Source organism: Ekhidna sp. (genome assembly GCF_040223195.1).
Lineage (GTDB): Bacteria > Bacteroidota > Bacteroidia > Cytophagales > Cyclobacteriaceae > Ekhidna.
This window is the reverse complement of record NZ_JAVKDX010000015.1, coordinates 127078-153646: the sequence shown is the minus strand read 5'-3', so window position 1 is coordinate 153646 and position 26569 is coordinate 127078. Positions and strand designations below refer to the sequence as shown.

Genomic DNA, 26569 nt, shown 5'->3' with positions numbered 1-26569 from the left:
GAAAAATGGGGGCAAACGCTCCATCTACTAAGCTTTATATACAATGAAATTTATAGTATCATCATCCTACCTTTTAAAGCAACTTTCAGCCATTAATGGCGTGATCACAACAAATCCTGTTGTGCCAATTTTGGAAAACTTCCTTTTCGAGATCAACGATGGAAACCTAACAGTCACTGCTTCTGATTTACAGACCAGCATGATCACTGAGCTTCAGGTAGAGGCAAAAGAAGATGGAAGCATCGCTATCCCGGCAAAAATCCTTTTGGAAACCCTAAGAAACTTACCAGAGCAGCCTGTTACTTTCTCGATCGACAGCAACACCTACAGCATCGAGATCAACTCCGACAATGGACGATACAAGCTTGCCGGAGAGAATGCTACGGACTTCCCCAAAATCCCGACGGTATCCGACGGTTACTCGGTGAACATGTCCTCTGATGTACTGGCCCGAGCAATCAATAACACGATTTTTGCCACATCTAATGATGAGCTAAGACCTGCCATGACAGGTGTGTATGTAAAGCTGGATGAGACAAATACCACGTTTGTTGCTACAGATAGCCACCGGTTGATCCGATACCGAAGAGTGGATGTAGCTGCCGATATGAGCCACAGCATGATCATCCCCAGAAAGGCGCTTACGCTATTGAAGGCTACACTTCCCTCAGAGCTTACCAATGTAAATGTGGAGTTTAATGCTTCGAATGCATTTTTCAATTTCAATCGCGTAAAGATGATCTGTCGCTTGATTGATGAGCGTTTCCCGGATTATGAAAACGTAATTCCGCTAGACAACAATAACCTGGTTGTGGTGAAGAAAGATGAGTTGCTTAGTTCACTAAAGCGGATTGCCATCTACGCAAACAAGACCACTCACCAGGTAAGATTGAAGATTACGGGCAGTGAGCTGATGATTTCCGCGGAAGATCTTGACTTCTCCAATGAGGCGAATGAGCGACTATCTTGTGAGCATGACGGGGAAGATCTGGAGATCGGATTCAACGCCAAGTTTTTGGTAGAGATGCTTGGAAACATCGATTCTGATGACATTACCATCAAGCTTAGCGCTCCAAACAAGGCAGGGATCATCACTCCGAATGACAAGGATGATGAGGAAGACATCCTGATGCTTGTGATGCCTGTGATGCTCAATAATCAGGTTTAAGAACGATGAAAATTTGTTTTGAAAAGGTGGCTAAAGTCACCTTTTTTGTTTGGCGAAAAGTATAACTTCTTCCCCGCCTGGTTGCTTTATCATGCCCTTCAGATAAAAGCCAAGTTTCCTTAATGTCGCCTGGGATGCGGCATTGTCATCAGAGGTGATAGCCAATACTTTATCAAGGCCCTGGTTTTGAAAGGCATCATCCAAAATGCAGGTGCCGGCCTCCTGAATATATCCTTTGCCGGTAAATTCCGGAAGAAGAGCAAAGCCGAGATCAGGGTGATCCAGATAGTCACGTTTCAAGAGCCCACATACACCAATCGGTCTTTCCTCAATCGGTCTTTCCTCAATCGTGATTGCATAGAGACCATACCCATTGGATTCGTGCCCTTCATTTAGGCTGGAGATGTATTTCAGGGCATCATCCCGGGACCTGATTCCCCGATCTCCTATGTGCCTCAGCCAGCCCTCTGAATTCATTAGCTCAAAGAAGAACGACGCATCAGAAGATTCCGGTGTTCGCAAGCCCAGCCTCTTTGTCTTAAATATCATAAGGCTAAAATAGTGTGAGTTCGGAATAAGAATAAAAAGGGAGACTCCTAAAATCCCCTCCTTGGAGGGGTAGGGGTGGGTTATAAAAATAGTTTCCCTTTTTGATCAAATTTTATTCAAAAATGACTGGCTTTATTCTAACCCACCTCTCCCTCCGAATCGTCGGACCGCTCCCAAGAGGAGACTATTTGTGTCATTTTTGAATAAAATTTAGAGTACTTATCCTGAACTCAAGTTAAAATAGTGTGAGGATAACTGCAATTTCAGCATTGCCCTGAAACTGGAACGATAGGCTAGCTTAATCCAGCGACCCCAGTTCCTGAATCATTTTCTTCAATCGCTTGATTTTTCTTCCATAAATCAGGTAGATAAACAGGTGGAATAAGCCACCGACAATTGCAAAAAGCACGATCCATACGATGATCATAATGATCCACTGTTTCAACGAATCTACCTTATCCAGCAGGTCTTTATTTTCAGGATCCATCATGCCATAGATAAACCCGCAAAGCAGTGAGAGCCAGAAGACTACTTTATAGTGAAGCAGGTAAAACCGTAAGTATCCATGGATTTTTTTCAAATTTTCCAGCACGTTGCGGTCATAGCTGAAAGTGCGGATCTGACGAATGAGAAACTGATAGTAGACAAGATAAATGAGGGTAATCATAAAATAGCTAAGGGTAAACCATCCGGAAACCTCCATATCCCGAAAATAGATGAACATAACTGGCAGGGCGATGATGCTAAGCCAAAACTCGATCCATAGAATTGTCTTTATCCAATACAGCGTAGTTCGAGTACCTTTCCTCTCCAGCTTTTCAAGCGGCGGAGAGGAACGTTCCTGCCTTTCCTTACTTTTATTCCAGACTGATCGTATGTCAAACTCTTCAGCCATTTATTATGCTTTTTAATTTTTCTTTTAGTCTGTTCACTTTTACCCCTACATTGCTCACGGTGATACCAAGTATTTCACTCATTTCTTTATAGCTCTTGTCCTCCAGGTAAAGAAGAATAATGGCACGCTCAGCCTCGGGCAACTTCCTAATTCCCTGATACAATTTTTCAATTTGTTCCATTTCAGGATCAGCTTCATCTATCGCATCTGTTTTCCACTCGATAGGTACCGTTTCAACCTTCCTTTTTAGTCTTTTGGAATGCGATAAACAAACGTTTAATGTGACGCGATAGACCCAGGTAGAAAGCTGAGAATTGCCTTCAAACGATTGGTGAGACCGCCATAGCTGCAAAGTGACCTCTTGCACAAGGTCTTTGAGTGTCTCATGGTCACGCGCATATGCTCTGCATAGGTGCATGATGATAGACATGTGCTCTTCTACGTACGTCTTAAAGAAATCTTCCGACACATTTGGAAGGGTTAGTATCTAATTCGGCCGATTTATTTCAAATCAGCCACTATTTCTTTTTAGCAGGGGCTTTTCTGCCGCCGCGCCCTTTCTTCTCTGGTGTTTTTTCAGCCAGCTCTTTGCACTCTTCGAATGTGAGCTCTTCCGGCTGTTTGTCCTTCGGGATTTTCACATTTTTCTTACCGAATTTGATGTAGGGGCCATATCTCCCATTTAGCACCAAAACCTCAGGGTCTTCGTCGAAGGTCTTGATAAACTTATTCGCGTCTGCCTCTCTTTTATCAAGAATCAATTGGACAGCCTCATCTTCTGTGATCGTGAGCGGATCCTGCTCTTTTTTGATGGACACAAACTTGCCGTCATGACGTATGTATGGGCCAAATCTTCCAACCGCCGCAACCATGGGTTTGTCCTCGAAAGTGCCTACTTCCCTTGGCAATTTGAATAATTCCAGAGCTTCTTCCAGCTTGATCGTATCCATAAATTGGCCATGCTTCAGGCTTGCATATTGAGGCTTTTCTTCCCCCTCGATCAATTCGCCTTTTTGAACATAAGCACCATACTTTCCATGTCTGGCATATATTTTCTCGCCGGTTTTCGGGTCTTCTCCAAGTTCTCGCACCTGGTTCACCTCCGATCGATCCAGATCTTTTGACTTTTCTACGGTAGAGTGAAAGCCTCCGTAGAAATTGTCAATCATTTTGTTCCAGATAGTCTTTCCGTTTGCAATGTCATCAAACTGCTGCTCTACATCCGCAGTGAAGTGATAGTCAATCACGTTTGGGAAATGATCCACTAAGAAGTCATTTACAACCATGGCGGTGTTGGTAGGGAAGAGCTTATTCTTTTCCGCACCGGTTATTTCCGTGGCTTCCACACGATTGATCGATCCCTTTTCAAGCATACACTCAATGGAGATTCTTTCATGCCCTTCCCTCGAATCTTTCTCCACGTAGTTTCTTTTCTGAATGGTAGAAATGGTAGGCGCATAGGTAGACGGACGACCAATCCCCATCTCCTCTAGTTTCTTCACCAGACTAGCTTCCGTGTATCTTGGCGGGTGCCTGGTGAAACCCTGCTTGGCTAGCATATTCTTAAGATCCAACGCCTGCCCCACACTCAGCGGTGGAAGCATATTTGCATCTTCCTCTTCGCTATCATCGTCGGTTGATTCAATGTACACTTTCAGGAATCCATCGAATTTTACTACTTCACCCTTGGCAACCAACTTCTCTTCTGTAGTGGAAATGCCGATGGTTGCGGTTGTTTTCTCTAAACGAGCCTCTGACATTTGCGAAGCAATCGCCCGTTTCCAGATCAGGTCGTAAAGCCTTCTTTCCGCATCATCTTTTCCTGCACTCTGAGTGCCAAAGTCCGTTGGTCGTATTGCTTCGTGAGCCTCTTGCGCACCTGAGCTTTTGGTTTTGAAAACCCTGCGGCTCGAGTATTCTTTTCCGAAATTGGATTGGATGGCTGAAGCTGCGCCGCTCAGGGCTTCCTCAGAAAGATTCAGGGAGTCTGTCCTCATATAGGAGATCTTACCGGCTTCATAGAGTTTTTGTGCTACTGACATGGTTCGTGCCACAGAAAATCCCAGCTTTCTGCTTGCCTCTTGCTGCAAGGTGGAAGTGGTAAATGGGGGTGCAGGTGATTTTTTAGCTGGCTTGGTTTCCAGGTTTTCAATGGAAAAATCAGCGCCATTGCACTTCTGAAGAAAAGCCATTGCTTCGTCTTCGGTCTTAAATTTCCTTGGCAGCTCTGCTTTTAATTTTTTGCCGCCCTCCAGATTGAATTCCGCAGTGACCCTAAAGGAGGACTCAGGTGTGAAGCCGGCAATCTCTCGCTCACGCTCCACCACAAGCCTTACGGCAACTGACTGCACCCGTCCAGCGGAAAGACCACCCTTAATTTTTTTCCAGAGAATGGGAGACAGCTCAAAACCAACCAGCCTATCCAGGATACGTCTGGCCTGCTGGGCATTCACCAAATCAATGTCAATTCCCCGTGGATTCTGTATAGCATTTTGAATAGCATTCTTGGTGATCTCCCTAAATACAATGCGTCGGGTCTTGGCAATGTCAAGGTTGAGCGCTTCTGATAGGTGCCATGAAATAGCCTCTCCTTCACGGTCATCATCCGATGCTAAGTAAATCATCTCAGCATCCTTCGCCAGCTTTTTTAGTTCTTTTACAATTTCTTTCTTGTCTTTAGAAATTTCATACGTGGGGGCAAACCCGTTTTCAATGTCAATAGCAGAATCATCCTTGGGCAAATCCCTCACATGTCCATAGGAAGATTTCACTTCATAATCTTTCCCCAGGTACCCCTCAATTGTTTTTGCCTTTGCCGGCGACTCTACGATTACAAGATTTTTTCCCATGATTTATGTTCTATCAGATTTCATCTGCCAAATCCCAATTGGCGCGTAAACATAACACGTCTATTTTATTCCTGTTCAAAACAAAAATGAAAAACTTATTTCCATGACTTATCTTTAAGAGCAAACCAACCCGGCCAATGAACAGAAAACTCTATCTGATCAGACACTCCTACGCAGAGGACGCAAATGGCAAAAAAGACATTGAACGACGGCTCACTCATGAGGGTCAAAGTATTGTGCGTGCGCTAGGCCGTCACCTGATCAATGCCAGTTTCAATCCCGATATAATTCTTTGCAGTACATCTGAGCGTACGAAGGAAACCGCCATGAACCTGGTGGAAGAACTGGATATGAACCACCATATAATTGAATATAAGGAAGTGATATATAATGCTTCCGTTCGCGAAATGCTGGAAGTGCTCAATCACATCCCTGATGATCATAAAGAGGTGGCCATTATTGGGCACAACCCGGCCATTACATTTTTTGGTGAATACCTTTCCGGTGCAGCGATCGGGAACATGCAACCCGCGGGAGTAGTAACCATAAAATTTGAGAAGCTGAAATGGAAAGAAGTCTCGCAGGGGACTGGTATTTTTGAGGGATATTATCATCCAAAACATTAATACATGTACGACCCAAGCCAGGTAGGAAAAAAAGGAAGCATTTTCGGTCTCCCTTATAATCTGGAAGAATCAGATTTAGTGCTATTGCCTGTTCATCTGGATGTCACGGTCTCTTACGGGCAGGGCACATCTAAAGCTCCGGATTTGATTTTGGACGAATCATCCCAGCTGGATTTATCATTGAGGAGCATATCAAATCCCTGGGCACTGAAAATGGCGATGTTTGATCGGATTGTGGCGGGGATCCAAAACGAAATTCATCGTGGCAGGGCCATCAATGTGATTGATGCGTTGGAAGCAGGGAGGGAACCTGAAAAGGATCAGCTTGCGTTTGTGAATGACTTTTGTAAATCAACGCATGATAGGATTGCGGAGGTAGCTCAATCCTTCCTCGAGCTTGGTAAGATGGTGGGCGTAATAGGGGGGGATCATTCCTCTCCACTTGGTTTGATGAGAGCACTGGCAAAGCAGCAAGATTTCGGTATTCTTCAAATTGATGCGCACATGGATCTCAGGAAGGCCTATGAAGGATTCAAGTTTTCACATGCCAGCATCATGTACAATGCGATGCAGGAAAATGGAATCACCTCTTTGACCCAGGTGGGTATAAGGGATTTTTGCGAAGAGGAAGAAAACTTCATCAGCACGTGTGATAAACCCATCCATGTGTTTTACGATGAGGATATCTATCGCCAGCATCTTGAGGGGAAGCCATGGAAGAAGCAGGTCGAAGAAATAGTGAAGACTCTACCTGAAAATGTCTACATCAGTTTCGATATGGATGGACTTGATCCATCCCTATGCCCTAATACGGGCACCCCGGTTGCCGGTGGTTTGCAGTTTAACCAAACAATTTACCTGCTGGAAGAGGTGGTGAAATCGGGGAAGAAAATCATTGGGTTTGATGTGTGCGAGGCAGGTAATGACCCCTGGGATGCCAATGTGGCTGCCAGGGTAATCTACCGAATTGCCACCCTGGTCGGAGTGTCCCGAGGATTATTGAGCTTCGACTAGCCCGGAGAGCATCTCCCTGAACTTACTTGTATTGTACTTTGCCATTCCCTGGTTTTCCACCTTGATCCTTCCTGTCTTATCCAGCACATAGGTGGTGGGAATGGAATGGGTATCATAGGAGGCGGGTAGGTTGGAGCGGAGGAAATAGACAGGAAAGTCAAACTCTTTTCGTTTAACAAACTCTTTTGCTTTTTGCTCATCCCGATCAAGTGAAATCATCACGAACCTTACGACAGGATCAGTTTGCTCATACAAATTGTGAATGTCCGGCATCTCAGCAACACATGGAGGACACCAGGTAGCCCAAAAATTCAAAAACACGACTTCTCCTTTAAAGCTCCTGAAATCAACCTGATTGCCATCAATATCTTCTAACCAAAAGTCATAGGCGGCCAGCTTTTCCTCATCTGAATAATCAGGCGAAATAATGCCCGTTGAGAGCACCACCTGTTGCATTCTCCCGATCACTTCCGTATGCCAACCACCTAGGTAAATCACACCAATGACCGTGAGTAATACGGCCCACTCGATGATCTCCTTTTTGATTTTTCGCTCCATTATTAGGGGTTTGAATTTCTAATACACCCAAACAAACCAAAAGATTCCCATTCACATGCCTTAAGGCATCTCAGTATTTTTATAAAACCACTTAGTATTTTTATAAATTAGCGTGTCGATAAACTTCACCAAAGTCATGAACATTAAATCATCAGCTATTTTTTCAATCTTATTTATTTTAATTTCAATAGGCGCACAAGCCCAAAAAATTAAATACAAGGATCTTTTTCCGCTACTTTCTGCAAAGAAATATGATGAGGCCGGGCCCCAACTCATTCAATTCCTATCCGATCCCAAAAACGCTGAAGAAGCCAATGCCAATTTGCAAATGGGCATGTGGCTGGAAGATCGCTTCCTGAAATACGACGTGGTGGCTGATTCATCCCTAGTGTATCAGGTTGGGGATTCGGCAGTTTTCTTTCTTGAGAAAGCAAAAGGCCTGATTGATGAAAAAGAGCTCAAAAAGCAGGATGAATATTATCAGGCTTTCTTCCGAAGAGACCTGCGAACGGGGGAATTTGGCATCAAAGTTTCGGATGTTCACCTGGACATTGAAAAGAAAGTTGAAGGCATTGAAAAGCGAATCGCCGATGTGAAAGAAATGCATCGCAGGGTGGTGAAAGTGGAAAATAATCAGAAAGCTGCGATGGATAAGTATAGAGATATTACTACCAAATTCACTGCTTACAACAACATGCTTATCGGTGCAGATCAGGAAATCCAGGCCATGCTGGCCGATATCGAAAGCAATGGAAGAAAGGGTGTTGAAAATGCAAAAGGAGTTCAGGAATTGGCAGAAAAACTGGGCTCGGACAAATATCGTGAAGAGGTAAACCTCAAAAGTATAGAGCAGTTTGGTGTGGATGGCATGAATGCTTCCAACATTCGCTCAGGGGTGATAGAAATCTGGAATTTTGAAGAGTGGGCAAGGGATGCACAGTCGGAGATCATTGGCGGAGTGGCTCTTTTTAAAACCATGGTAAACAAGTATGCGGAGGAAATCCGAACCAAGAAGGAGCAGGTAAAAAACAGTCAGGATGTTGAGGTTGGTTACTTTCCGGATGATTTGCAGCAGCAGTTTAACAAATACGACCCGGAATCGACAGTAGAAAAGCTGTTGAAAATAGAGATGTATGAAGCCAGGATCACAAAACAGGTAGATATCCAACTAAATCCGGCACTAACGGATTCATCTCTGATAGGACCTCAATTGGAAATTTTCTCAGCCGCCTATGAGGATGCGAAAAACATGAATGTGCTTGTGGAGTCCATTACTTCGGATGATCTGGAAACCGCCAAAAAGAAGTACAAAGACTATATAGAAAGCTTCTTCAAGAAGTATGTGACGGCATCAAAATACGTGCAAGATATGCAGGCATGGTCCAGAAGAAATGTAGAATGGCTTGGAAATTCCGTTGAATACTGGACGGAAAAAAACAGATGGGGTAGTGACTCAGAGAAAGAAGATGTAAAATATCCTTTGTTTGTTCAGGGCACTCCAGAGGCAGGTTTTATGACATTGGATGTCCCTGTAAACACAGCAGAAGAAATAGTTGCATATGGTGCAAATATCAATTCAAAGAAGGGCTATGTGGCTTCTTTTGGGCCTGATCGTATAGCAAAATGGAAGGTGGAATTCGACTTGCCGGGAACAGAAGCAACGAAATACGAAAGCGATTCCATCCCAACCATTTCCGGCTCCAATAGCTTTTTCATATACAACCCAGCGGCTGCTGAAAACAACTTCGTGGTGGTGAGCTATACACCTTCTGGTCAGTTGAATTGGGGCACGGTAGTGACGCTCAATAAGAGACCGGTCGATTTTAAGTTTGATGATTTGACTCAAGAGCTGACCATTTTGCTATATCCGGAGGAGCAGCTTCCGCTTGATTCGGATGAGCTTGGATATGTGGTGATTGATCGAACAGGAAATGCCAGGTAGACTATCAATTGTTACAATTATTTTATCTGTTCTTAGTTGTGCCGAAGCGGACGTTTCGGCGAAACTTTATGACTATCAGGTAGAGCGCTTGCTCTCCGGTCAGTTGGGAAGTAAAACGTGGAATCAAATCGTTGATTCTGAAAACTGCGCAGATTCCATCAAGCTATTCATTGAGCTGGTAAACTCTTCAGGGGATGCAGATGATTCCCTGGATATATCTGAGCTAACCCCCATTAGCAATTGCACTTCATTTGATACTGTGTATCTGGGGAGGGCAGATGCATCGAGCTTTTCCGGAGGGGATTTGTTTACAGACTCACTCATATTCGCATCAGGGGATTTCTGGATTGTGAGCCAGATTACATCCACCTTTTTTACTACAGAAGAGTCAAATATTCAATCAAACTATCAGTCATTCTAGCATAATTATAGGTCTTTGACCCTCGCCCATCGCAAAAAGGGCTTTTTTGAGCGAAAAATTATCATTTGATGATATGTTTTGGGTATTTTCGTCGATGGTAAAATAGCGGGTTTCTTCATGTTGAAAACTATGGTAACTAAGTCGTTTATTGCTCTTTTGGGCTTTTGTCTATTCACATCCTTGTTTGCTCAAAATGAGCCTGCAGGAGTTGGTACTAATAATATCATCTGGCTGGAGGCCAATGACCTCACCGGGCCACTCGCAGATAATTTCACATGGGCTGATAAAACAGCAAATGGATTTGACGCAGTTGAGGTTTCAGGCGGTAGCGTACCAACACTGGTCACTATTGGAGGAAATCAGTATCTGAGGTTTGCAGGATCTTCCGGGGAGCAGCTGATCATTGCCGATGATGATGCTACCACAGATTTGCTGGACAATGCTTCGGAATTTTCCGTAATCGTCGTTTTCAATACCGGATCTACTGACACCCGTGCACTGATATCCAAGAGATTAAACTCAGGAGGAGGTGTAAGATCATGGACCATGTTTTACAATTCCGGTTTCAACATGTTTGGCTATGCGGGAGCTACGACCGTGGGCGGGTCTGGAAGTGTGGCCTCAGCCGGCAATCCCTACATTGCCACAATGACGGTGGATGCATCTCTCTCTGGTGGATCGGTCAAAATGTTTGTTAACAGTGATAACGAAGGAAGTACTGGATCCAACGTTTCTATTCCCGATCGCACAGAAGATATTTACATTGGGGAATTCAATAGTGGAGATGGAAGGTATTTTGACGGTGACATTGCCGAGATCATAGTTTATAGGGATGCCCTCAATGGTGGAGAGCGAGTCGTGTTAGAAAACTACCTGGCTGAAAAATATGGAATCACCATTTCAGCTGATTATTTCGGAAACTATGCAAACTACACCGCATCCTACAATGATGACATGAGAGGGATTGGCACAGAAGACGGTAGCGCCGTTCATGCCACCTCAGGATTTAGTAGCGCATTCCAGATAGAGGCTACTAATGGACTTGACAACCTTGATGAGTTTGTGCTTTTTGCTCACGATGCTGGAGTAGCGCATGCAGATAATTCAACAGCCAACACGGCAGATGTAGACATTTTTGATAGATGGCAAAAGGATTATTATGTAGAGGCCAGCCAAAGTGGGGTTATAGATGCGGCTTCCATTGAAACTACTTTTAGATTCGATTTTGGCGATGCGGGACTTACCAGGACCGGTAGCGTCACAGACTATGTGCTTTTATACCGATCTACTTCTACCGGGGAATTCTCACGGGTATTCGCAAACAGCTACACATTCGAAGGCGGTGATCAGGTAGCTGTATCTGTGCCTGCGAGCCGCTTAAGATCAGGATATTATACCCTGGGAAGGGGAAATCAGATAACCAGCCGCACCTGGTATGTATTGCAGAATGGAAACTGGTCCAATCCAAACACCTGGACCCTGGATGCCGGTACCGCACCTATCCCAGATAATGATTTGAATGAAACGCCGGGAAATGAAGATGAGGTGATTATTCGGAATGGTAAGACGGTGACCATCCAGTCTACCACCAACAATTTGAACCTGTCCAGCATTACAGTAGATGGAACACTTGATCTTACAACATCTTCTGGTCATGATTTTGGAATCATCAATGGACAGGGAACTATCAGAATGCAGGGAAATGGAGGAGTGAGCAATTTTCCAGATGGTATCACTACCACTTCAGATGGTTTTGGCAACCCCGCCAATGGAGGTCTTCTACTGGTACAGGGTACGGGTTTGACTTTTGATGAAAGCGAATCATTCAAAGATGTTAGGATATCACTTACCAATCCAACAGATATCGTTTCGCTGGGTGCAGACCTAACCATCAATGGGGATATGAATGTGAGGTACGGAACACTCCGCTTTGGAGATGGCACAACAAACAATCGGACATTGACCGTAATTGGAGACTTTTCAGTAGAGAGTAATGGTGGTTCTCAGGATGGAAGGGTATCCACCGCTGTGGCCAGCAACACACGACACGAGTTCAACCTTTATGGAGATTTCCTCAATGAAGGTACAGCCCAGTTTTCAGACCGGACCACCCCTACCTATGGCAGTGAATCAACGAATGGAGTAGTTGATCTTAATCTAATCTCCACCACTCAAAGCCAGCGAGTAGATTGCAATGGGTTAACCTACTTCTATCGAATAGAAATAGTAAAGGGATCTACGGATTTTGTGGCAGACATTCAGGCAGACGATCCTGGCAATTTTATCTTGACCGGATTTGCCAATGACAATGTCGATTTGGATGTGGACGACCCATCTGATAATCAGAATGCCCTTGCAATCATAACAGGGACGGTGAGTTTGGGTACAAACGTAAGTGTGCGTCTCAACACCACAGGCAACTACTCAATAGGAAGTGAAGCAAAGCTTGTAGTAAGTGGGGGCGAAGTGACCAAAACCGGAGGTGCAGCAATCACACCATACGGTATTTTGGAAGTGACCGCTGGCATTTTGGAAGTTCCTTCCGGTAGTGGCATCACCACCAGGGATGCCGGACAGATCAATGTATCAGGAGGGGAAGTTTGGGTTTCTCAAATCCGAACCTCAGTTCAGGGTTCAGCGGCTCAGGGCGGCTACCAACAAACCGGTGGCACGGTAAACGTTTGGGATTATTCTGCTGCTGAAAGCCCAATTTTAGGACAAGCAGCAGGATCAGCCAATGCAACATACGCACGATTTTGTCTTACCTATGAAGGCAATGCATTCACCATGACTGGTGGAATATTGAATGTGAAGGATGCTACTGCTGTAGGGCTTCTTTTCATCAATTCAGATCCTTCTAACATCAACGTAACCGGAGGCCAGGTCAACCTTTATTCCAGCACCACAGGAAATTCTATCGTGGCATCTGACGCACCTTTCTGGGATTTGAATATCGTAAATGAGGACGCTGGAGCTACTGGTAGAATAACTTCCGAAACTACAACCTGTGGGCCTGGCGGTGCAGATGATCGTACTATCACAGACCCAGATTTGAAGGTTTTGAATGACTTAACCATTGAGACTAGTACCACCCGAACATCAGGTTCAGATACTTATGGAGGTTATTTGGATCTCTGTCCAAGCAATAATTGTGTTAATCTGGAAGTTGGTGGTGACCTATATATTGAAGATAGTGGGGTATTGGATGTTTGGGCATGGGACGGTAGTAGCAATGCCGGTAGTGCTACGGTTACAATGAACGGAGATGAGAATTCAGTTCTTTACGTTGGTGACATTACCACATACACCAATGCATTGGTAGAGTTTGAATATCCTGATACCGGACCATGGCCATCCGGGTTTGGTAGTGGCGATGAAACCTATGGAGTGTATACACTTCCATTTTACAATTGGGTGATAGATAAAAATGATGCCATCCTTTATTTGGCAGCAAAACTCCCAAGCAAAGGAGATGGGAGTCCTGGTGGAACAGCTAGTCTTTACAAAACATCCAATGGAGGAAAAAACTTAAGTAGGTACGCAGTGCGGTTGGTAGTTGTTACTAATGAATTTCAACTGCTAAGTGGCACGCTGAATCAGGTAGACCCATTTAGTACGTTGCAATTGACCGAGAGTGATGGTACAGCGTTTGGAAATGTGGGGGATCCGGTCGGATATGGAATGTATCTGCTAGGGACAATCACCAATCAAGGAGATTGCTTTGTCTACGAAGATGGAGTGACAAGGAAAGAAAGTACGGTCAATATAAGGGCAGAAAATGACGTCACAATTTCCTCAATTGAGGGTGCTACCTTTGGAAATCTTGAAATTAATAATCCAGGTTTTGAAATAGCTCTAACTAGCGATATAGAAGTCGGTCGTTTGCAATACGCTGCTGGGATCATTGATATTGGCACACACAATTTGAAGGTTGATGTATTTGAGTTTTTGGATTTATCCTCTAGTGGCTTCATTACGGAAGTAGGGGGGCAGGGTGTTTACTCTACGGCGGATTATATACGAATGGCCGGGAATGTCTCCGACGGTGGCCTCTCCATTAAACTTCCAAGATCGCTAACACTTTACGAAAGCAGCACGCCTTCATTTCCTGATGCTAATTATACAGAGGAATATAACATTGTTGACCGGGCTACTTACTATGTAGATGGTCAGGTTTACAATACCCCGGACAGGCTTTGGTTCCCAATTGGAACAGACGCAAATGCTGTGGAGAGATATACACCGGCTGTGATGCACGTGGTGGATGATGCTGGGGTGACTTACAGCGGGGACGAATACGTGACTGTAAGAATAGCAGATAGCGAACTACAAACGACTGACTTGGCAGGTGGAGATGTGTTATCCTACTATTGGAATGTAAGCATGGAGGGGTTTGACGGAGGAGTTCCTGATGTTTCATGGATATTTCAGTACGATGATTCGGATATAGATGGAGGTGATGAGACACTTTATGTGCCAGGAAAAGTACTTAATTCTGGTGCCTACACCCGTTCAAATGATGGCACAGATCAGGCAGTGAAAGATGGAGGTGCTGCGGGGAATAGCGGCAACATTGTTGGCACTGACCCGGCCAATATCATCATGTTTAATGGCGTGAATGTAGATGCGGTTGGTGATGATGCAAACGATGAAATTGATGCAGGTACCGGTGACGGTGTTTATAATCAAGGGAATGTAGATAATAACTGGACTACACCTTGGCCGGGAACAGGGCTTCCTTTGGAGGAAGCCAACTATACAGCCGGTGAATCTACCAGATTTGTTGGTGCTCCAACGGTTTATTATAGCCGGGCTATTGATGGAAACTGGTGGGAGTGGCAAAGCACAAATAACTGGTCAACTGATCCTGTAGATAGGCACATTGGAGCGCCGGCAGGAAGTGTACCTGGGCCTGGGGATGTGGTGGTTGTAGGTAGTGAGTATGTAAATACTTTAACTGGCGGACCATTTAGCAAAACAGGAGATGGAAGGCACCAAATAAGAATTGATGGTTCGCAGGGTGATACTGAGGTTGCAAGAGTAGAATTTGATTCTCAAGCAGGAGGAACAGCCCTCAATGTAACAGATATGTCCAGGATTCGTGTTCGTTCCGGCATCACGTTTACATCCGGGGAAATTACAGGTCGGGGTGAAATGGTACAGGATGTAGGACCTAATCCAGCAGATTTCGGAACCATCATAGCGGACATTGGAGATTTTGCAGAAGATCCTGATAATGGATGGTTTTTCTGGCTTCAGGCAAACGGAACCACGGTTGTGAACGATTTTGATGAATACCCAACGTTCAGAACTTTTGGTGGAAATGGTAGTAGGTTTTTCCAGTTTGGAAAAGAGGTCAGTGCTAAGAACATGCTGATTGACAATAATGTTATTTTTCAGCTTGCCAACAATTTAACAATAGACTCGGCAATACTAGTAGGCTCTAATCAGGAAGGGTTCATTGAATTTATTGATGTAGGTACCAACCTGACTTTAGAATGTGAAGATATCCATATGTTTGGTGGAGGAGATTCAGATCCAAATAGTATAAGCGTAGAAAATTCAGGATCAGATGTACATACTCTAAAGGTCAATGGCAACATCACCTTTGATAACGCAACTACTTTTGACCTTTCCTCAGCTGGAAGCAATGTGATATTGGAATTGGGAGGTAGCTCCGGAAATCATAGTGTTACTGACAATGCAGGAATTACAATGGATTTATACAAGATTGTAATGAATAAAGGGTCAGACACAACTAGTACATTCACCATTCCTGATTTGTTTACCATTCCAGATCCGGCCACAAGTGGCATCCAGCCCATCGAAATTATTAATGGATTATTAATCATTGATGCTCCGGTGGATATTACACTAACAGATGCTTCTACCGGCGATTTCTATTTACCAAATACGCTTGATCCTGAAGCATCTTCTGGTTCTGGAGGATTAGAACTTGCGGCAGGTACAGCCAGGATCAATGGGGATGATACAGGTATTATTCTTGATGGTCTCCTGAGAATATCAGGAGGCACACTGGACATGAGCGATCCGGGTGATAACGGTAATAACTTTATTCAATATGGAGCCTCTGATCAGGCAGTCATTGAGATTTCTGGTGGTTCTCTCCTGGTGGGTTCTCAAGTGCGAAGGCCGGTATCTACCACCGCTGGTTTGCTCAATTATAATCAAACCGGGGGGATTGCAAGATTTGGTCTTGAAGCAGCACCGACAAGTACCCGTGGGGTGTTTGAACTCCTCAATGACGGAAGTGAGTTTACCCATACAGGTGGGGAATTTACAATCGTGAGGGAAAATGGATCTGCTACTGTGGGCTCTCTGATTATCAAGCCAGACCCAGCCGATATAGACGTTGCAGGATCTACCATTACAATAGGTAGTGCCTCCACTCCTGCCAACCAGGATGATGTTGGTATAGATGCAGATGTTCCTCTGGGTAATATCCTGGTAACAGGAAACAATAACCCAACAGCGAAAATCTATAATGTTCAGTTGGAGATCACCAGTCTGGAGATTCAGTCGGGAGGTACGTTTGATGCGAATGGATTTGACTTTACCGTCAATTCAATTTTTGATAACGATGGTACTTATTTAAATGGAGGTACAGACATAAATCAGCAAACTACGTTTTTCCCAACTACTGGCGCTCAATTCATTTTAGGCGCTGGGACTACCGATTTCTTCAATCTTGAAAAAGGCGGAAGTGGTACCCTTACTGTTAGTAAGGACATCACCATAGAAAACGATTTGAGCATTTTAGATGGCACAATTAGCACAGGTACCTCCGCCGTGAATGTAGAGGGGGATATGCAACATGATGCCATCCATCAAAGCGATCCAAATGGGCCAGGAATAGTATTTAGTGGCACAGACCTTCAAAACCTGGATACCTCTACCGGAACTGCGGAGTTTGGAGTTCTCACATTGGACAATTCAAACGGACTGGAGATACCTGGTGACGGAAGGATATTTGAAATAAATGACAAAGTAATATTAACAGCCGGTGTATTTAATATTGGAGGAAACCTGCTGATAATGGATGAGGATGCGGTGTTCGAAAATGGAGTAGGTGGGCAGACCCGAGCCGACTTCAACGTCAATAGCATGATTTCGGTAAACGCAAGCATTACTGACAATGGCGTGAGAAAAATATATGCCGATGATTTTAGCGGCACGTATTTATATCCTGTTGGATTGAATTACTACACGCCGGCAGAAGTCAACGTAACTGACTTGAGCGGCTCTACTGGTGACGACAATCAGATAACCATCAAGCCAATTGAAGATATCGCAGGTGGTATTCCTGATGATGCCGATGAAGTATGTGGAGCCTTCACGCAGGACTATGTGGATGTGGACAACATTCTTCAGTTTTACTGGTCTATCCGCTCTGAGAATATCGAAGACTTTGATGGATCAATCTTCCTGTACCATGTGGATGAACTTGAAGCTTTTGATAACACCGAAGGCCTTGACCTTACCAACTACGCACCAGCCAGATTATTGAATGCCAGCTCATCGTGGGACAAAGGTTATGGTGCGGATCAATTTGATGAAGTAAACAATATCATTGAATTCCGACTCATCGGTGGGGGCGATTATACAGGCTTCACGAGTACAGATATTGCAGGTACGTATACTGCGGGTATCTATGTGCAGTCAAACTCCAACACGCAACTGTGTGGAGGAGCTATCCCTGATGTGGTGCCAGAGTATGTCACACTTTCAACTTCAACCACAGGCGATGTGGATCAGGGCGGCTCATTTGTCGGCGGCATTCCACCAAGTTTGGGCGAGTCTCCAGACCTGAGAGTGGCTGGGGATTTTACACTAAACCTTACAAATCAATTTTGGCGGTTTAGAAAAGTAACCATCGAGTCTGGTGCTACCTTGACAATCTCCGGGGCTGGGGTAAACCTTGGAACACTGGAGGGAGATGGTACTTTGAAGTTGGTGGATACAAACACACTTCCGGCAGGGGACTATGCATCGTTTGAGGCAGACGGAGCATGTACGACAGGTGGAGGTTTTGAACTGGAGGTGACTATTGGAAATTCTGTTGATTTGGCCTTGCCATTCAGTAGGCTCAGAAGACTAATCCTCTCCGGAGCTGGCGAAAAAGTACTGACCAATGGATCAACATTCAATATTTGCGAAAACCTTGAAATCCTTGACGATGGATTGTTGACAATGGGTGATAACACCACGCTTAATATTAGGGGAAATATTATCAAATCAGCCGCTGCAACGTTTGACGGGGACTTTACTAATGCGCGCATTGTAATGGAAGGAACCACTACCCAGCAAATAGATGGAGACTTTACCGGCCTGGAAGGAATAAAGTCACTTGAGGTGGATAATGCTGCCGGGCTAACCGTTTTAAATGTCTCGAATGATAATGTGGAAGTAGAAAACCTGATCATGACTGACGGTAAAATTTTCACTGATGGTAATAACTCACTTATTATCATCAGTACCGGAGATATTACCGGCAATTTCAGTAGTACCACGTTCGTTGATGGCCCGCTCGTGAGGAGACTCGAAACTTCTACAGACAGACAATTCTTCCCCGTAGGGGATGGTACGGTTTATCTGCCATTCGAAGTGAGCAACACACAAGGATATGTGGGTACCAAAGACTGGACAGTGCGGTACCATGATGCGGATCCAGGCTCCAATGCGATTATGACTGGCGAAAATGCCACGTATGATTTTTCAACATGGGGTGGTGAATCAAATACGGTGAACTCTGTTTTGTTCAGGGAAGATTTGTTTGAAGTAGATGTTGCCTCGCCAGCCACCGCTGATGTGAGGCCTTACTGGGATGGTGATTCTAATGTGGGTGCCAATTCCAGCTCCTGGCAAAATCTCCGGGTTATGGTTTGGGATGCAGTAGATGGAACCTGGGAAAGTTATGGAAATGCAAACGCCAACTATAGCGGAATGTCAGCTAGCAGCGGGTCTATCGTGTCAGATACGGATTTGAGTTTTAGTACCAATTTTATCACCTTGGGATCGAATGAGCCCGTGCCGCTTCCGGTGGAGCTGTTAATGTTTGAAGGGAAAATTGAAGACAATAAAACTTATCTGACCTGGCAGACTGCCTCTGAGGTCAATAATGATTACTTTGAGGTGATGCACTCAATTGATGGTGAGAATTTCAAGACTGTAGGTACGGTTCAGGGTAGCGGCAATTCAAACGAAGTGTTGACTTACAATTTTGTTCATAGTTCGCCAGCCATCGGAATAAACTATTATCGATTGAAGCAGGTGGATTTTGACGGAACAACGGAATTCCATGAGATCATTCAGCTACAAAACAATGCGGACAGGCTTGCCAAAGGAATGGAGGTTTCTACATATCCGAACCCGACCGTCCCTGAAAATCTCAACCTGAGAATACTCAGTGGAGACAATCAATCACAAGTGAATGTGAAAGTGATGAATCTTTCCGGACAACTATTTATTGACAGTCAGTTTGAAGGTGCATTTGTGATAGATGAAAAGCTAGTGCCATCCAGAAAGATGATCCCGGGAATTTACTTCATTCTTGTGGAGCAGGGAAAAGACGTGCAAAAACACAAAATTGTGATCAAATAAGATCAAAACAGGTTTTTGAAATTTACCATACAGCAGGCCACAAGGCCTGCTGTTTCTGTTCTTAGGGTATTGTTCCCCAAAGAGACAGCCATAAATCCTGACTGACTAGCCATGTCTACTTCCTCTTTTGAGAAGTCCCCCTCCGGCCCGATAAGGATAGTGATGGATTTTTTTGGTTCAAGAACATCGGCGAGGTGCCGATGAGCATTATCCACATGAGCAATTACTTTTTGCTGGCTAGTACAACCTGAGATAAACTCTTGAAAATCTGTAAGTTCATTTAGCTGAAGTAAAAATGGATTGCCGGATTGCTTCATTGCGCTAATCGCCTTCTTTTCCAGTCTATCAAGGCGCAGTTTTTTCCGTTCGCTATGTCGGGTAGAAATCAGGGTGACTTTATCTACACCGATTTCACAGAGCTTTTCAATCATCCACTCCATCCGGTCGGCATTTTTGGTGGGGGCAATAGCCAGGTGAATGGAAAAAGGTTTTTCAGGAATTTGTTCAGATGACAAAATATCGAATTCACAGAATTTCTTGGAGACTTGAGTCAAAACAGCACGGTATTTACCCCCTTTTCCGTCGAAAAGCATGATCTGATCCCCTGACTGATGCCTCAGAACCTGAAAACAATGTTTTGCTTCTTCTTCATCCAGCCTGTTTGGGCTATTGACTAAGTCTTTTTTATAAAATACTGTCATATGGATACAAAATTTAGTCTGAATAGAAGTTTTTTATGTAAATGTCTTTTGATCTGGTATGATTTTAGTGCAAATATGACATGATTTGCAAAAATAGATTACTTTTGGGTATCAAAAATATCTGAAAACTATAAACCATGGCACAGCTAAGACATCAGGCTCTTAATTTAGTTCAAACCAGGAAGAAGGTAGACGTACAAGCACCTTCCAAGCGCATTTCCGACTATTTCGGAGAGATGGCCTTCACAAAGGCTCAAATGCAAGCCACACTTTCTCCGGAGGTGTATGAGCGAGTGACTGATTGCATAAAGAATCGAAAAAAAATTGATCTGGAGACAGCTGATGCCGTAGCAGTGGCAGTAAAAAACTGGGCAATGGAGCGAGGTGTCACACACTATACGCACTGGTTTCAGCCATTGACTGGCGCTACTGCTGAAAAGCACGATTCCTTTTTTGACCCAAGCAAAGGCATAGAGAAATTCAAAGCGGAGGCACTGGTGCAGCAAGAGCCTGATGCATCTTCGTTTCCAAACGGAGGGATCAGAAGTACATTTGAAGCAAGAGGATACACAGCTTGGGATCCTTCCTCGCCAATTTTTATTTATGGTAAAACCCTGTGTATCCCTACCATCTTTGTGGCCTATACTGGTGAGGCGTTGGATCACAAAGCTCCGTTATTGAAGGCATTGGAGGCAGTAGATAAGTCCGCTGTGAAAGTGTGTCGCTTATTCGATAGAAATGTATCGAAGGTGAATGCTTCCCTTGGATGGGAGCAGGAATATTTTGTGGTTGACAAGGCATTGTACAATGCCAGACCGGATTTGGTGATGGGTGGCAGGACACTCTACGGGCACAATCCGGCCAGAGGTCAGCAGTTGGATGATCACTATTTTGGCTCAATCCCAACCAGGATTTACGATTTCATGAAGGACTATGAAATCGAAGCGCATCGGTTAGGGATACCTTTGATGACCAGGCACAATGAAGTGGCTCCTGCACAATATGAGGCGGCACCTATGTATGGTCTGGTTAATGAAGCCACGGATCAAAATCAACTCCTCAAAGACGTGATGGAAAAGGTGGCAAATAAGCATGACCTGCGGGTGTTGTTTCATGAGAAGCCATTTGCCGGCTTGAATGGAAGTGGGAAACATAACAACTGGTCTTTGATCACGGATACAGGGGTAAACTTGTATCAGCCCAGTTCCAGTGCAAAAGACAACCTGTTGTTCCTGACTTTCTTTGTAACCACCATCAAAGCAGTACACGAGTATGCTGATCTGTTGAGATCAAGTATTGCATCCGCTGGAAATGATTTCAGACTTGGAGCTAACGAGGCACCACCAGCAATCATTTCGGTATTTATTGGTTCCACGCTTACCAAAGTCCTGGATAAGCTGGAGAAATCGGGTGATATCCTCGTAGAGAAAGGGGAGAACCTGTACATGAAGTTGGGTATCGATCAGATTCCTTCTATTATCCTTGACAACACAGATCGAAACAGAACCTCGCCGTTTGCCTTCACTGGAAACAAATTTGAATTCAGAGCGGTAGGATCAGATGCTAATGTTTCTGATCCGATGATGGTGCTGAATACGATCATGGCTGACCAGCTTTCAGATTTTTACAAAAAGGTGAATAAACTGATTGATAAAGGAAGAGAGAAGCGATTGGCAATCATCGATGTGTTGCGAGATTACATCAAAGAATCAAAGCATGTGCGTTTTGAGGGTGATGGGTACTCCGATGAGTGGGTCAAAGAAGCCAAGAAGCGCAAGCTTTCGAATGTAAAAGATACTCCTCGTGCACTGGATTTTTCAGTTACTGACAAGGCGATCAAGCTCTATGAAAAGCACAAGGTGATGAGTAAAGTGGAGATAGAAGCTCGCCATGAGATACGATTGGAGAATTACATCATGAAGGTACAGATCGAGTCCCGAATGATGGCTGATATGGCTAGCAATATGATTATTCCGACAGCTACTAAATATCAGACGAAGCTTATTGAGAATGCCAAAGGCTTAATGGAGCTTGGACTTGATGCTACTGAAATTAAAAAGACTATTGAGGAAGTTTCCACACACATCAATAATGTAAGAAGGCTGTCTCATGAGATGACTGAGGAGCGCAAACGAATCAATTCAATCAAAGATATCCGTAAGCAAGCTGTTGAGTACTGCGATAACGTGAAAGGAAAGTACTTTGAGCCTTTGCGCTATGCGGTTGATAAGCTGGAACTTCTCGTAGATGACGAAGATTGGCCGCTTCCAAAATATAGAGAATTGTTGTTTTTAAGGTGATTTTTATAAGGTTAGTAAAAAGCCCCGATGATTTCATAGGGGCTTATTTTTTACTCATATTTCAGATTTTCTGAAGGATTTGCAGAAGCAGCCTTATATGCCTGGAATCCTGTGGTGAGCATCACAAATACTCCCACGATGAGCAGCACAGCAACAAATACGAATATGTTGATTTCTGTATGGTACTCGAAATCACCAAGCCAGTTGTTCATGATTTTGTAGCCAATAATAAATGCCGGAAATGCTCCGACCAGCACCAGCCAAATGAAGTCTTTTACAAGCATGATCACTAGTTCTTTCACATCTGCACCCAATACTTTTCTCACGCTGATTTCTTTGGTACGCTGCTCAGCAGTAAAAGATGCTAACCCTAGCAGGCCAAGTCCGGAGATGATGATCATCATCAGTGCAAAACCCAAAAAGAGTTGCCCTCTCAATTGGTCACTTTCATAGTCTTGCATGAAGTTTTGATCCAGGAATTGATACTCCAGCGGAGTGTTGGGGAAGAGCTCATTCCAGGAAGCCTCCAGGTGATCCAACCCTGCCTCCAGGTCATCACCTAGTTTCACCATTGCCTGGCGGTTGTTAAGGTTGGGAAAAATCATGAACGACTCGATAGGGTTGTATAGCGATCGATGATGGAAGTCTTTCACAATTCCAATTACCTTATGATAGACTGTACTGTCCTGATCAAATTGAAATCGCTTGCCGATCGGGTTGTCCCATCCAAAACGTTCAACCATCGATTCATTAATTAAAACAGATGATGCTGTATCGCTGGGGTAGTTTCGGGAAAATCCGCGCCCTTCCACGATCTCAATGCCAAGCACATCTATGTAATCATAATCCACTCCGTACCAGTCCACCCCATAATCTTCCATCACGCCCTCATTGGTTTCCACTTCCATTACGTTTTTTCCAAATCCATTCCCAGGGATATTTGTAGCGGTAGCAGCATTTTTGATATTGGGATTTTGCAATAGCTTGGTTCGCAGTGTTTCCCATTTTTCGCTGGTGTTTCGGTTTAGGGTAAAGTTGACCACCTGGTCCTTATCAAAACCCAGATCCGCATTTCTTACAAATTGCATCTGCTGGTAGATGACCATGGTGCCAATGAGCATGAAAATAGAGATGGAGAATTGAAGCCCTACCAGCACTCTGCGTAACCATACATTGCCGGTACGCTTGCTTCCCGATCCACCTTTGATGGCTTTGATAGGGCTAAACCCTGACAGATAGAAGGCCGGGTAAGACCCGCTAAGCAGGCCGGTAAATACCAGGATGCCAACCAGGGTCCAAATGATTTTTTGAGAGAGCAGATCACTTAACATCAATGTGGTGCCCAATTGAGAATTGATCACCGGCACCACGATGAGCAGGAGTAGCAAACTAATCAGCATGGAAACCAAAGCGATCAAAACAGACTCTACGATAAACTGTCGTATCAGGGCGGTTCTTTGAGCCCCCATCACTTTTCTGATTCCCACCTCCAGCGATCTGCGCATGGATCGGGCAGTGGCCAGGTTCATGTAATTGATGCAGGCAATTAGCACAAGAAAAATGGCCACCGCAAGGAAAATGTAGACATAGTCAATATTGCCCAGAGCAGTGGGTTCGCCCTCAAAATCTGAGTGAAGGTGAATGTCCTGAATGTTGATCATCTCATACTTGACTTTGATGTCGAACTGGTCAAAGATGGTCGCAACATACTTCGTGATAATTTCCTCATTCAGTCGCTTCTCCACATACGCCGGATCTACTCCGTCGTTCAAAACCACATAGGTATAAAGCCCAAAACCACCCCAGCTTTGAGAGTTGGCGTATTGCTCATTGGTGCTAAAAGATGCCATCGCATCCGGTCGGATGTGCGAGGTGACAGGGATGTCTTCATAAATCCCTGTTATTTTGTAAGAGAATCGCTCTGTTTCCAGGAGTTGGCCCATGGGATTTTCCCCTTTAAATACTTTATCGGCCAGGGTTTTGCTTAGCACCACGCTATTTGGCGCATCCAGTGCTGTTTCAGGGTCTCCCTGTAGGAATTTTACTGTGAAAACATCAAAGACCGTAGAATCTACGAGGTACCAATTTTCTGCCTCATAATTATTATCTCCAAAACGGAAGCGGGTATCTCCACCTCCCGCAAACCGGGTAAACTGATTGATTTCCTGGAATTCCAGATTCACCGTTTTCCCCAAAGGAGGCTGGGTCACCGCCCACCGGAATGCATTATCCGGCTCGGTGATATCAGCAGAAATCCGATAGATATTTTTAGCATTTGCATTGTGCTTATCGTAGCTGGTTTCCTGGTTGAGGTATAGTACGATAAGCAGGGCTGAAGCAATACCAATGGTCAGTCCGAGGATGTTGAGTAGCGCATAGCCAGGCTGGCGCTTCAGATGGCGAATGGCCACCAGAAAGTAGTTCTTTAGCATAAGTTTTGAGTTTTGATCCTGATATGAAGATAGATGTGGTATGAAAAAAGTTGTATACCGTCTATCACAATTAAGACTTTTTAACAGATGGATTAACTTTACTGCTGATTATGAAAACAGCAGAAATCCACACCAAAAAGGGGGTAATGAAAATTGAGTTCTTCGAGGAAGACGCCCCGAATACAGTAAAAAACTTTATTGATTTGGCTAATGACGGATATTACGATGGGCTCACGTTTCATCGGGTCATCCCAAACTTTGTGATTCAGGGAGGATGCCCTAAAGGAGACGGTACCGGTGGTCCGGGATATCAAATCGATTGCGAGTTGGATGGAGACAACCAACGGCACGACAGGGGAGTGCTTTCCATGGCACATGCGGGACGAAATACCGGAGGCTCTCAATTCTTTATTTGCCACAATAGGGACAATACCGCTCACCTGGATCGAAACCACACCGTGTTTGGCAAAGTAGTAGAAGGCCTGGACGTGATTGATCAGATCAGGGAAGACGATGTAATGGAGAAGGTGGTGATCAATGATTAAGTATTGCAATGAATAAGAATCGATGCTCGCTTTTAGCGAGCCTTTTTTGTTTCCGTCCCTAACATCTTTAACTTGAATGGGTTGATAAATAAAAATTCGGGATCATGAAGCATCTACTCACCCTATCATTCATTCTGGTATTAATTTCAGCTAAAGCTCAGCGCGCAACTCCTGATACTTTCGAAACCAATGATGGCGACCTAACGATTCAACCGATTGTGCATGGAACCCTGGCTTTGGGCTGGAAGGATCAGACCATTTATGTGGATCCATATGGCGGAGCGGAGAAATTTGACGGATTGAAAGCTCCAACACTCATTCTGATTACCGACATTCATGGTGATCATTACAATGAGAAAACATTGGAAGCTCTGGATACCAAGCGAGCGAAGTTCATTGTCCCTCAGGCAGTATATGACAAGATGCCTGAAAATATACAAGCTCAATCAATAGTACTTGGAAACGGGCAAACGATAGTGTTTGAGGGGATGGAAATATTGGCCATGCCAATGTACAATCTACCCGAAGACGAAGAATCCCGACATACCAAAGGTCGAGGCAATGGCTATGTGCTCACGATTGGAGGGAAGCGTATCTACCTGTCCGGTGATACGGAGGACATTCCTGAAATGCGCAACCTGCAGAACATCGACGTGGCGTTTGTCTGCATGAACCTTCCCTATACCATGAGTGTAGACCAGGCGGCCAGTGCAGTGAATGAGTTCAAACCCAGGATCGTCTACCCGTATCACTATCGCGGACAGGGAGGCCTCAGCGATGTGGAGTCCTTCAAAGCTCAGGTGAATGCCGAAAGTCCGGAAGTGGAGGTGAGGTTGAGGGATTGGTATGGGGAGAAGAGCAATCAATAAGCAAAAAAAACTGATTTAAGTGTAGATTGGATTTTGCTAGACCAGTTTGCCGGATTTATTACGGCATCTTTCGAAAGGA

At 44.4% G+C, this 26569-nt stretch carries 16 protein-coding genes; 9 read left to right on the top strand and 7 right to left on the bottom strand.

Translation table 11 applies throughout. The annotated features are described in order from the left end of the window. Positions 1-43 precede the first annotated feature (43 nt). Positions 44-1168, top strand: coding sequence for a DNA polymerase III subunit beta (gene dnaN / locus RLN88_RS07950; RefSeq protein ID WP_350220859.1), 1125 nt, complete (start codon positions 44-46; stop codon positions 1166-1168). A 36-nt stretch (positions 1169-1204) separates the two neighbouring features. Here the strand turns inward: dnaN and RLN88_RS07945 are convergent, their stop codons facing one another. From RLN88_RS07945 to topA, 4 genes are all read right to left on the bottom strand, one after another. Beyond that, positions 1205-1717: a GNAT family N-acetyltransferase gene (locus tag RLN88_RS07945; RefSeq protein ID WP_350220858.1), complete on the bottom strand. Its 513-nt coding sequence runs from the start codon at positions 1715-1717 to the stop codon at positions 1205-1207. 298 nt (positions 1718-2015) lie between these two features. Beyond that, positions 2016-2612, bottom strand: coding sequence for a DUF8845 family protein (locus tag RLN88_RS07940; protein WP_350220857.1), 597 nt, complete (start codon positions 2610-2612; stop codon positions 2016-2018). Continuing rightward, positions 2605-3081 carry an RNA polymerase sigma factor gene (locus tag RLN88_RS07935; RefSeq protein WP_350220856.1) on the bottom strand — a complete coding sequence of 159 codons (477 nt, stop codon included), beginning with the start codon at positions 3079-3081 and terminating at the stop codon, positions 2605-2607. Before RLN88_RS07935 ends, RLN88_RS07940 begins: the two co-directional genes overlap by 8 nt. A 49-nt stretch (positions 3082-3130) precedes the next feature. Next, complete coding sequence (topA, locus tag RLN88_RS07930; protein ID WP_350220855.1) at positions 3131-5461, bottom strand: type I DNA topoisomerase; 2331 nt, start codon at positions 5459-5461, stop codon at positions 3131-3133. Between the two features lie 137 nt (positions 5462-5598). Here topA and RLN88_RS07925 point away from each other — a divergent pair, with 137 nt between their 5' ends. Both RLN88_RS07925 and RLN88_RS07920 read left to right on the top strand, forming a co-directional pair. Beyond that, the gene (locus tag RLN88_RS07925) at positions 5599-6087 is read left to right on the top strand and encodes a SixA phosphatase family protein (RefSeq protein WP_350220854.1); all 489 of its coding nucleotides are present in this window, start codon (positions 5599-5601) and stop codon (positions 6085-6087) included. Between the two features lie 3 nt (positions 6088-6090). Continuing rightward, positions 6091-7101: an agmatinase family protein gene (locus RLN88_RS07920; protein WP_350220853.1), complete on the top strand. Its 1011-nt coding sequence runs from the start codon at positions 6091-6093 to the stop codon at positions 7099-7101. Here the strand turns inward: RLN88_RS07920 and RLN88_RS07915 are convergent. Beyond that, positions 7084-7659 carry a TlpA family protein disulfide reductase gene (locus RLN88_RS07915; protein WP_350220852.1) on the bottom strand — a complete coding sequence of 192 codons (576 nt, stop codon included), beginning with the start codon at positions 7657-7659 and terminating at the stop codon, positions 7084-7086. The two genes, RLN88_RS07920 and RLN88_RS07915, sit on opposite strands and share 18 nt — an antisense overlap. Positions 7660-7795: 136 nt before the next feature. On the opposite strand from RLN88_RS07915, the gene RLN88_RS07910 reads away from it, so the two are divergent. The 3 genes from RLN88_RS07910 to RLN88_RS07900 all read left to right on the top strand — a co-directional run bounded on the left by RLN88_RS07910 (position 7796) and on the right by RLN88_RS07900 (position 19643). Then, a complete protein-coding gene (locus tag RLN88_RS07910) occupies positions 7796-9601 on the top strand; it encodes a hypothetical protein (protein ID WP_350220851.1) in 1806 nt (601 codons plus the stop codon). Next, positions 9591-10022 carry a hypothetical protein gene (locus RLN88_RS07905; RefSeq protein ID WP_350220850.1) on the top strand — a complete coding sequence of 144 codons (432 nt, stop codon included), beginning with the start codon at positions 9591-9593 and terminating at the stop codon, positions 10020-10022. The genes RLN88_RS07910 and RLN88_RS07905 overlap by 11 nt, the downstream gene beginning before the upstream one ends. 117 nt (positions 10023-10139) lie before the next feature. Further along, a complete protein-coding gene (locus RLN88_RS07900; RefSeq protein WP_350220849.1) occupies positions 10140-19643 on the top strand; it encodes a T9SS type A sorting domain-containing protein in 9504 nt (3167 codons plus the stop codon). Positions 19644-19645: 2 nt separating this feature from the next. On the opposite strand, the gene RLN88_RS07895 is transcribed toward RLN88_RS07900, so the two are convergent. Next, positions 19646-20344 carry a 16S rRNA (uracil(1498)-N(3))-methyltransferase gene (locus tag RLN88_RS07895; RefSeq protein WP_350220848.1) on the bottom strand — a complete coding sequence of 233 codons (699 nt, stop codon included), beginning with the start codon at positions 20342-20344 and terminating at the stop codon, positions 19646-19648. Between the two features lie 137 nt (positions 20345-20481). Here RLN88_RS07895 and RLN88_RS07890 point away from each other — a divergent pair, with 137 nt between their 5' ends. Beyond that, the gene (locus RLN88_RS07890; RefSeq protein ID WP_350220847.1) at positions 20482-22644 is read left to right on the top strand and encodes a glutamine synthetase III family protein; all 2163 of its coding nucleotides are present in this window, start codon (positions 20482-20484) and stop codon (positions 22642-22644) included. 50 nt (positions 22645-22694) lie between these two features. On the opposite strand, the gene RLN88_RS07885 is transcribed toward RLN88_RS07890, so the two are convergent. Further along, positions 22695-25076, bottom strand: coding sequence for an ABC transporter permease (locus tag RLN88_RS07885; protein WP_350220846.1), 2382 nt, complete (start codon positions 25074-25076; stop codon positions 22695-22697). Positions 25077-25186: 110 nt separating this feature from the next. Here RLN88_RS07885 and RLN88_RS07880 point away from each other — a divergent pair, with 110 nt between their 5' ends. Both RLN88_RS07880 and RLN88_RS07875 read left to right on the top strand, forming a co-directional pair. Beyond that, a complete protein-coding gene (locus tag RLN88_RS07880; RefSeq protein WP_350220845.1) occupies positions 25187-25621 on the top strand; it encodes a peptidylprolyl isomerase in 435 nt (144 codons plus the stop codon). Between the two features lie 104 nt (positions 25622-25725). Then, positions 25726-26490, top strand: coding sequence for an MBL fold metallo-hydrolase (locus RLN88_RS07875; protein ID WP_350220844.1), 765 nt, complete (start codon positions 25726-25728; stop codon positions 26488-26490). Positions 26491-26569: the final 79 nt, after the last annotated feature.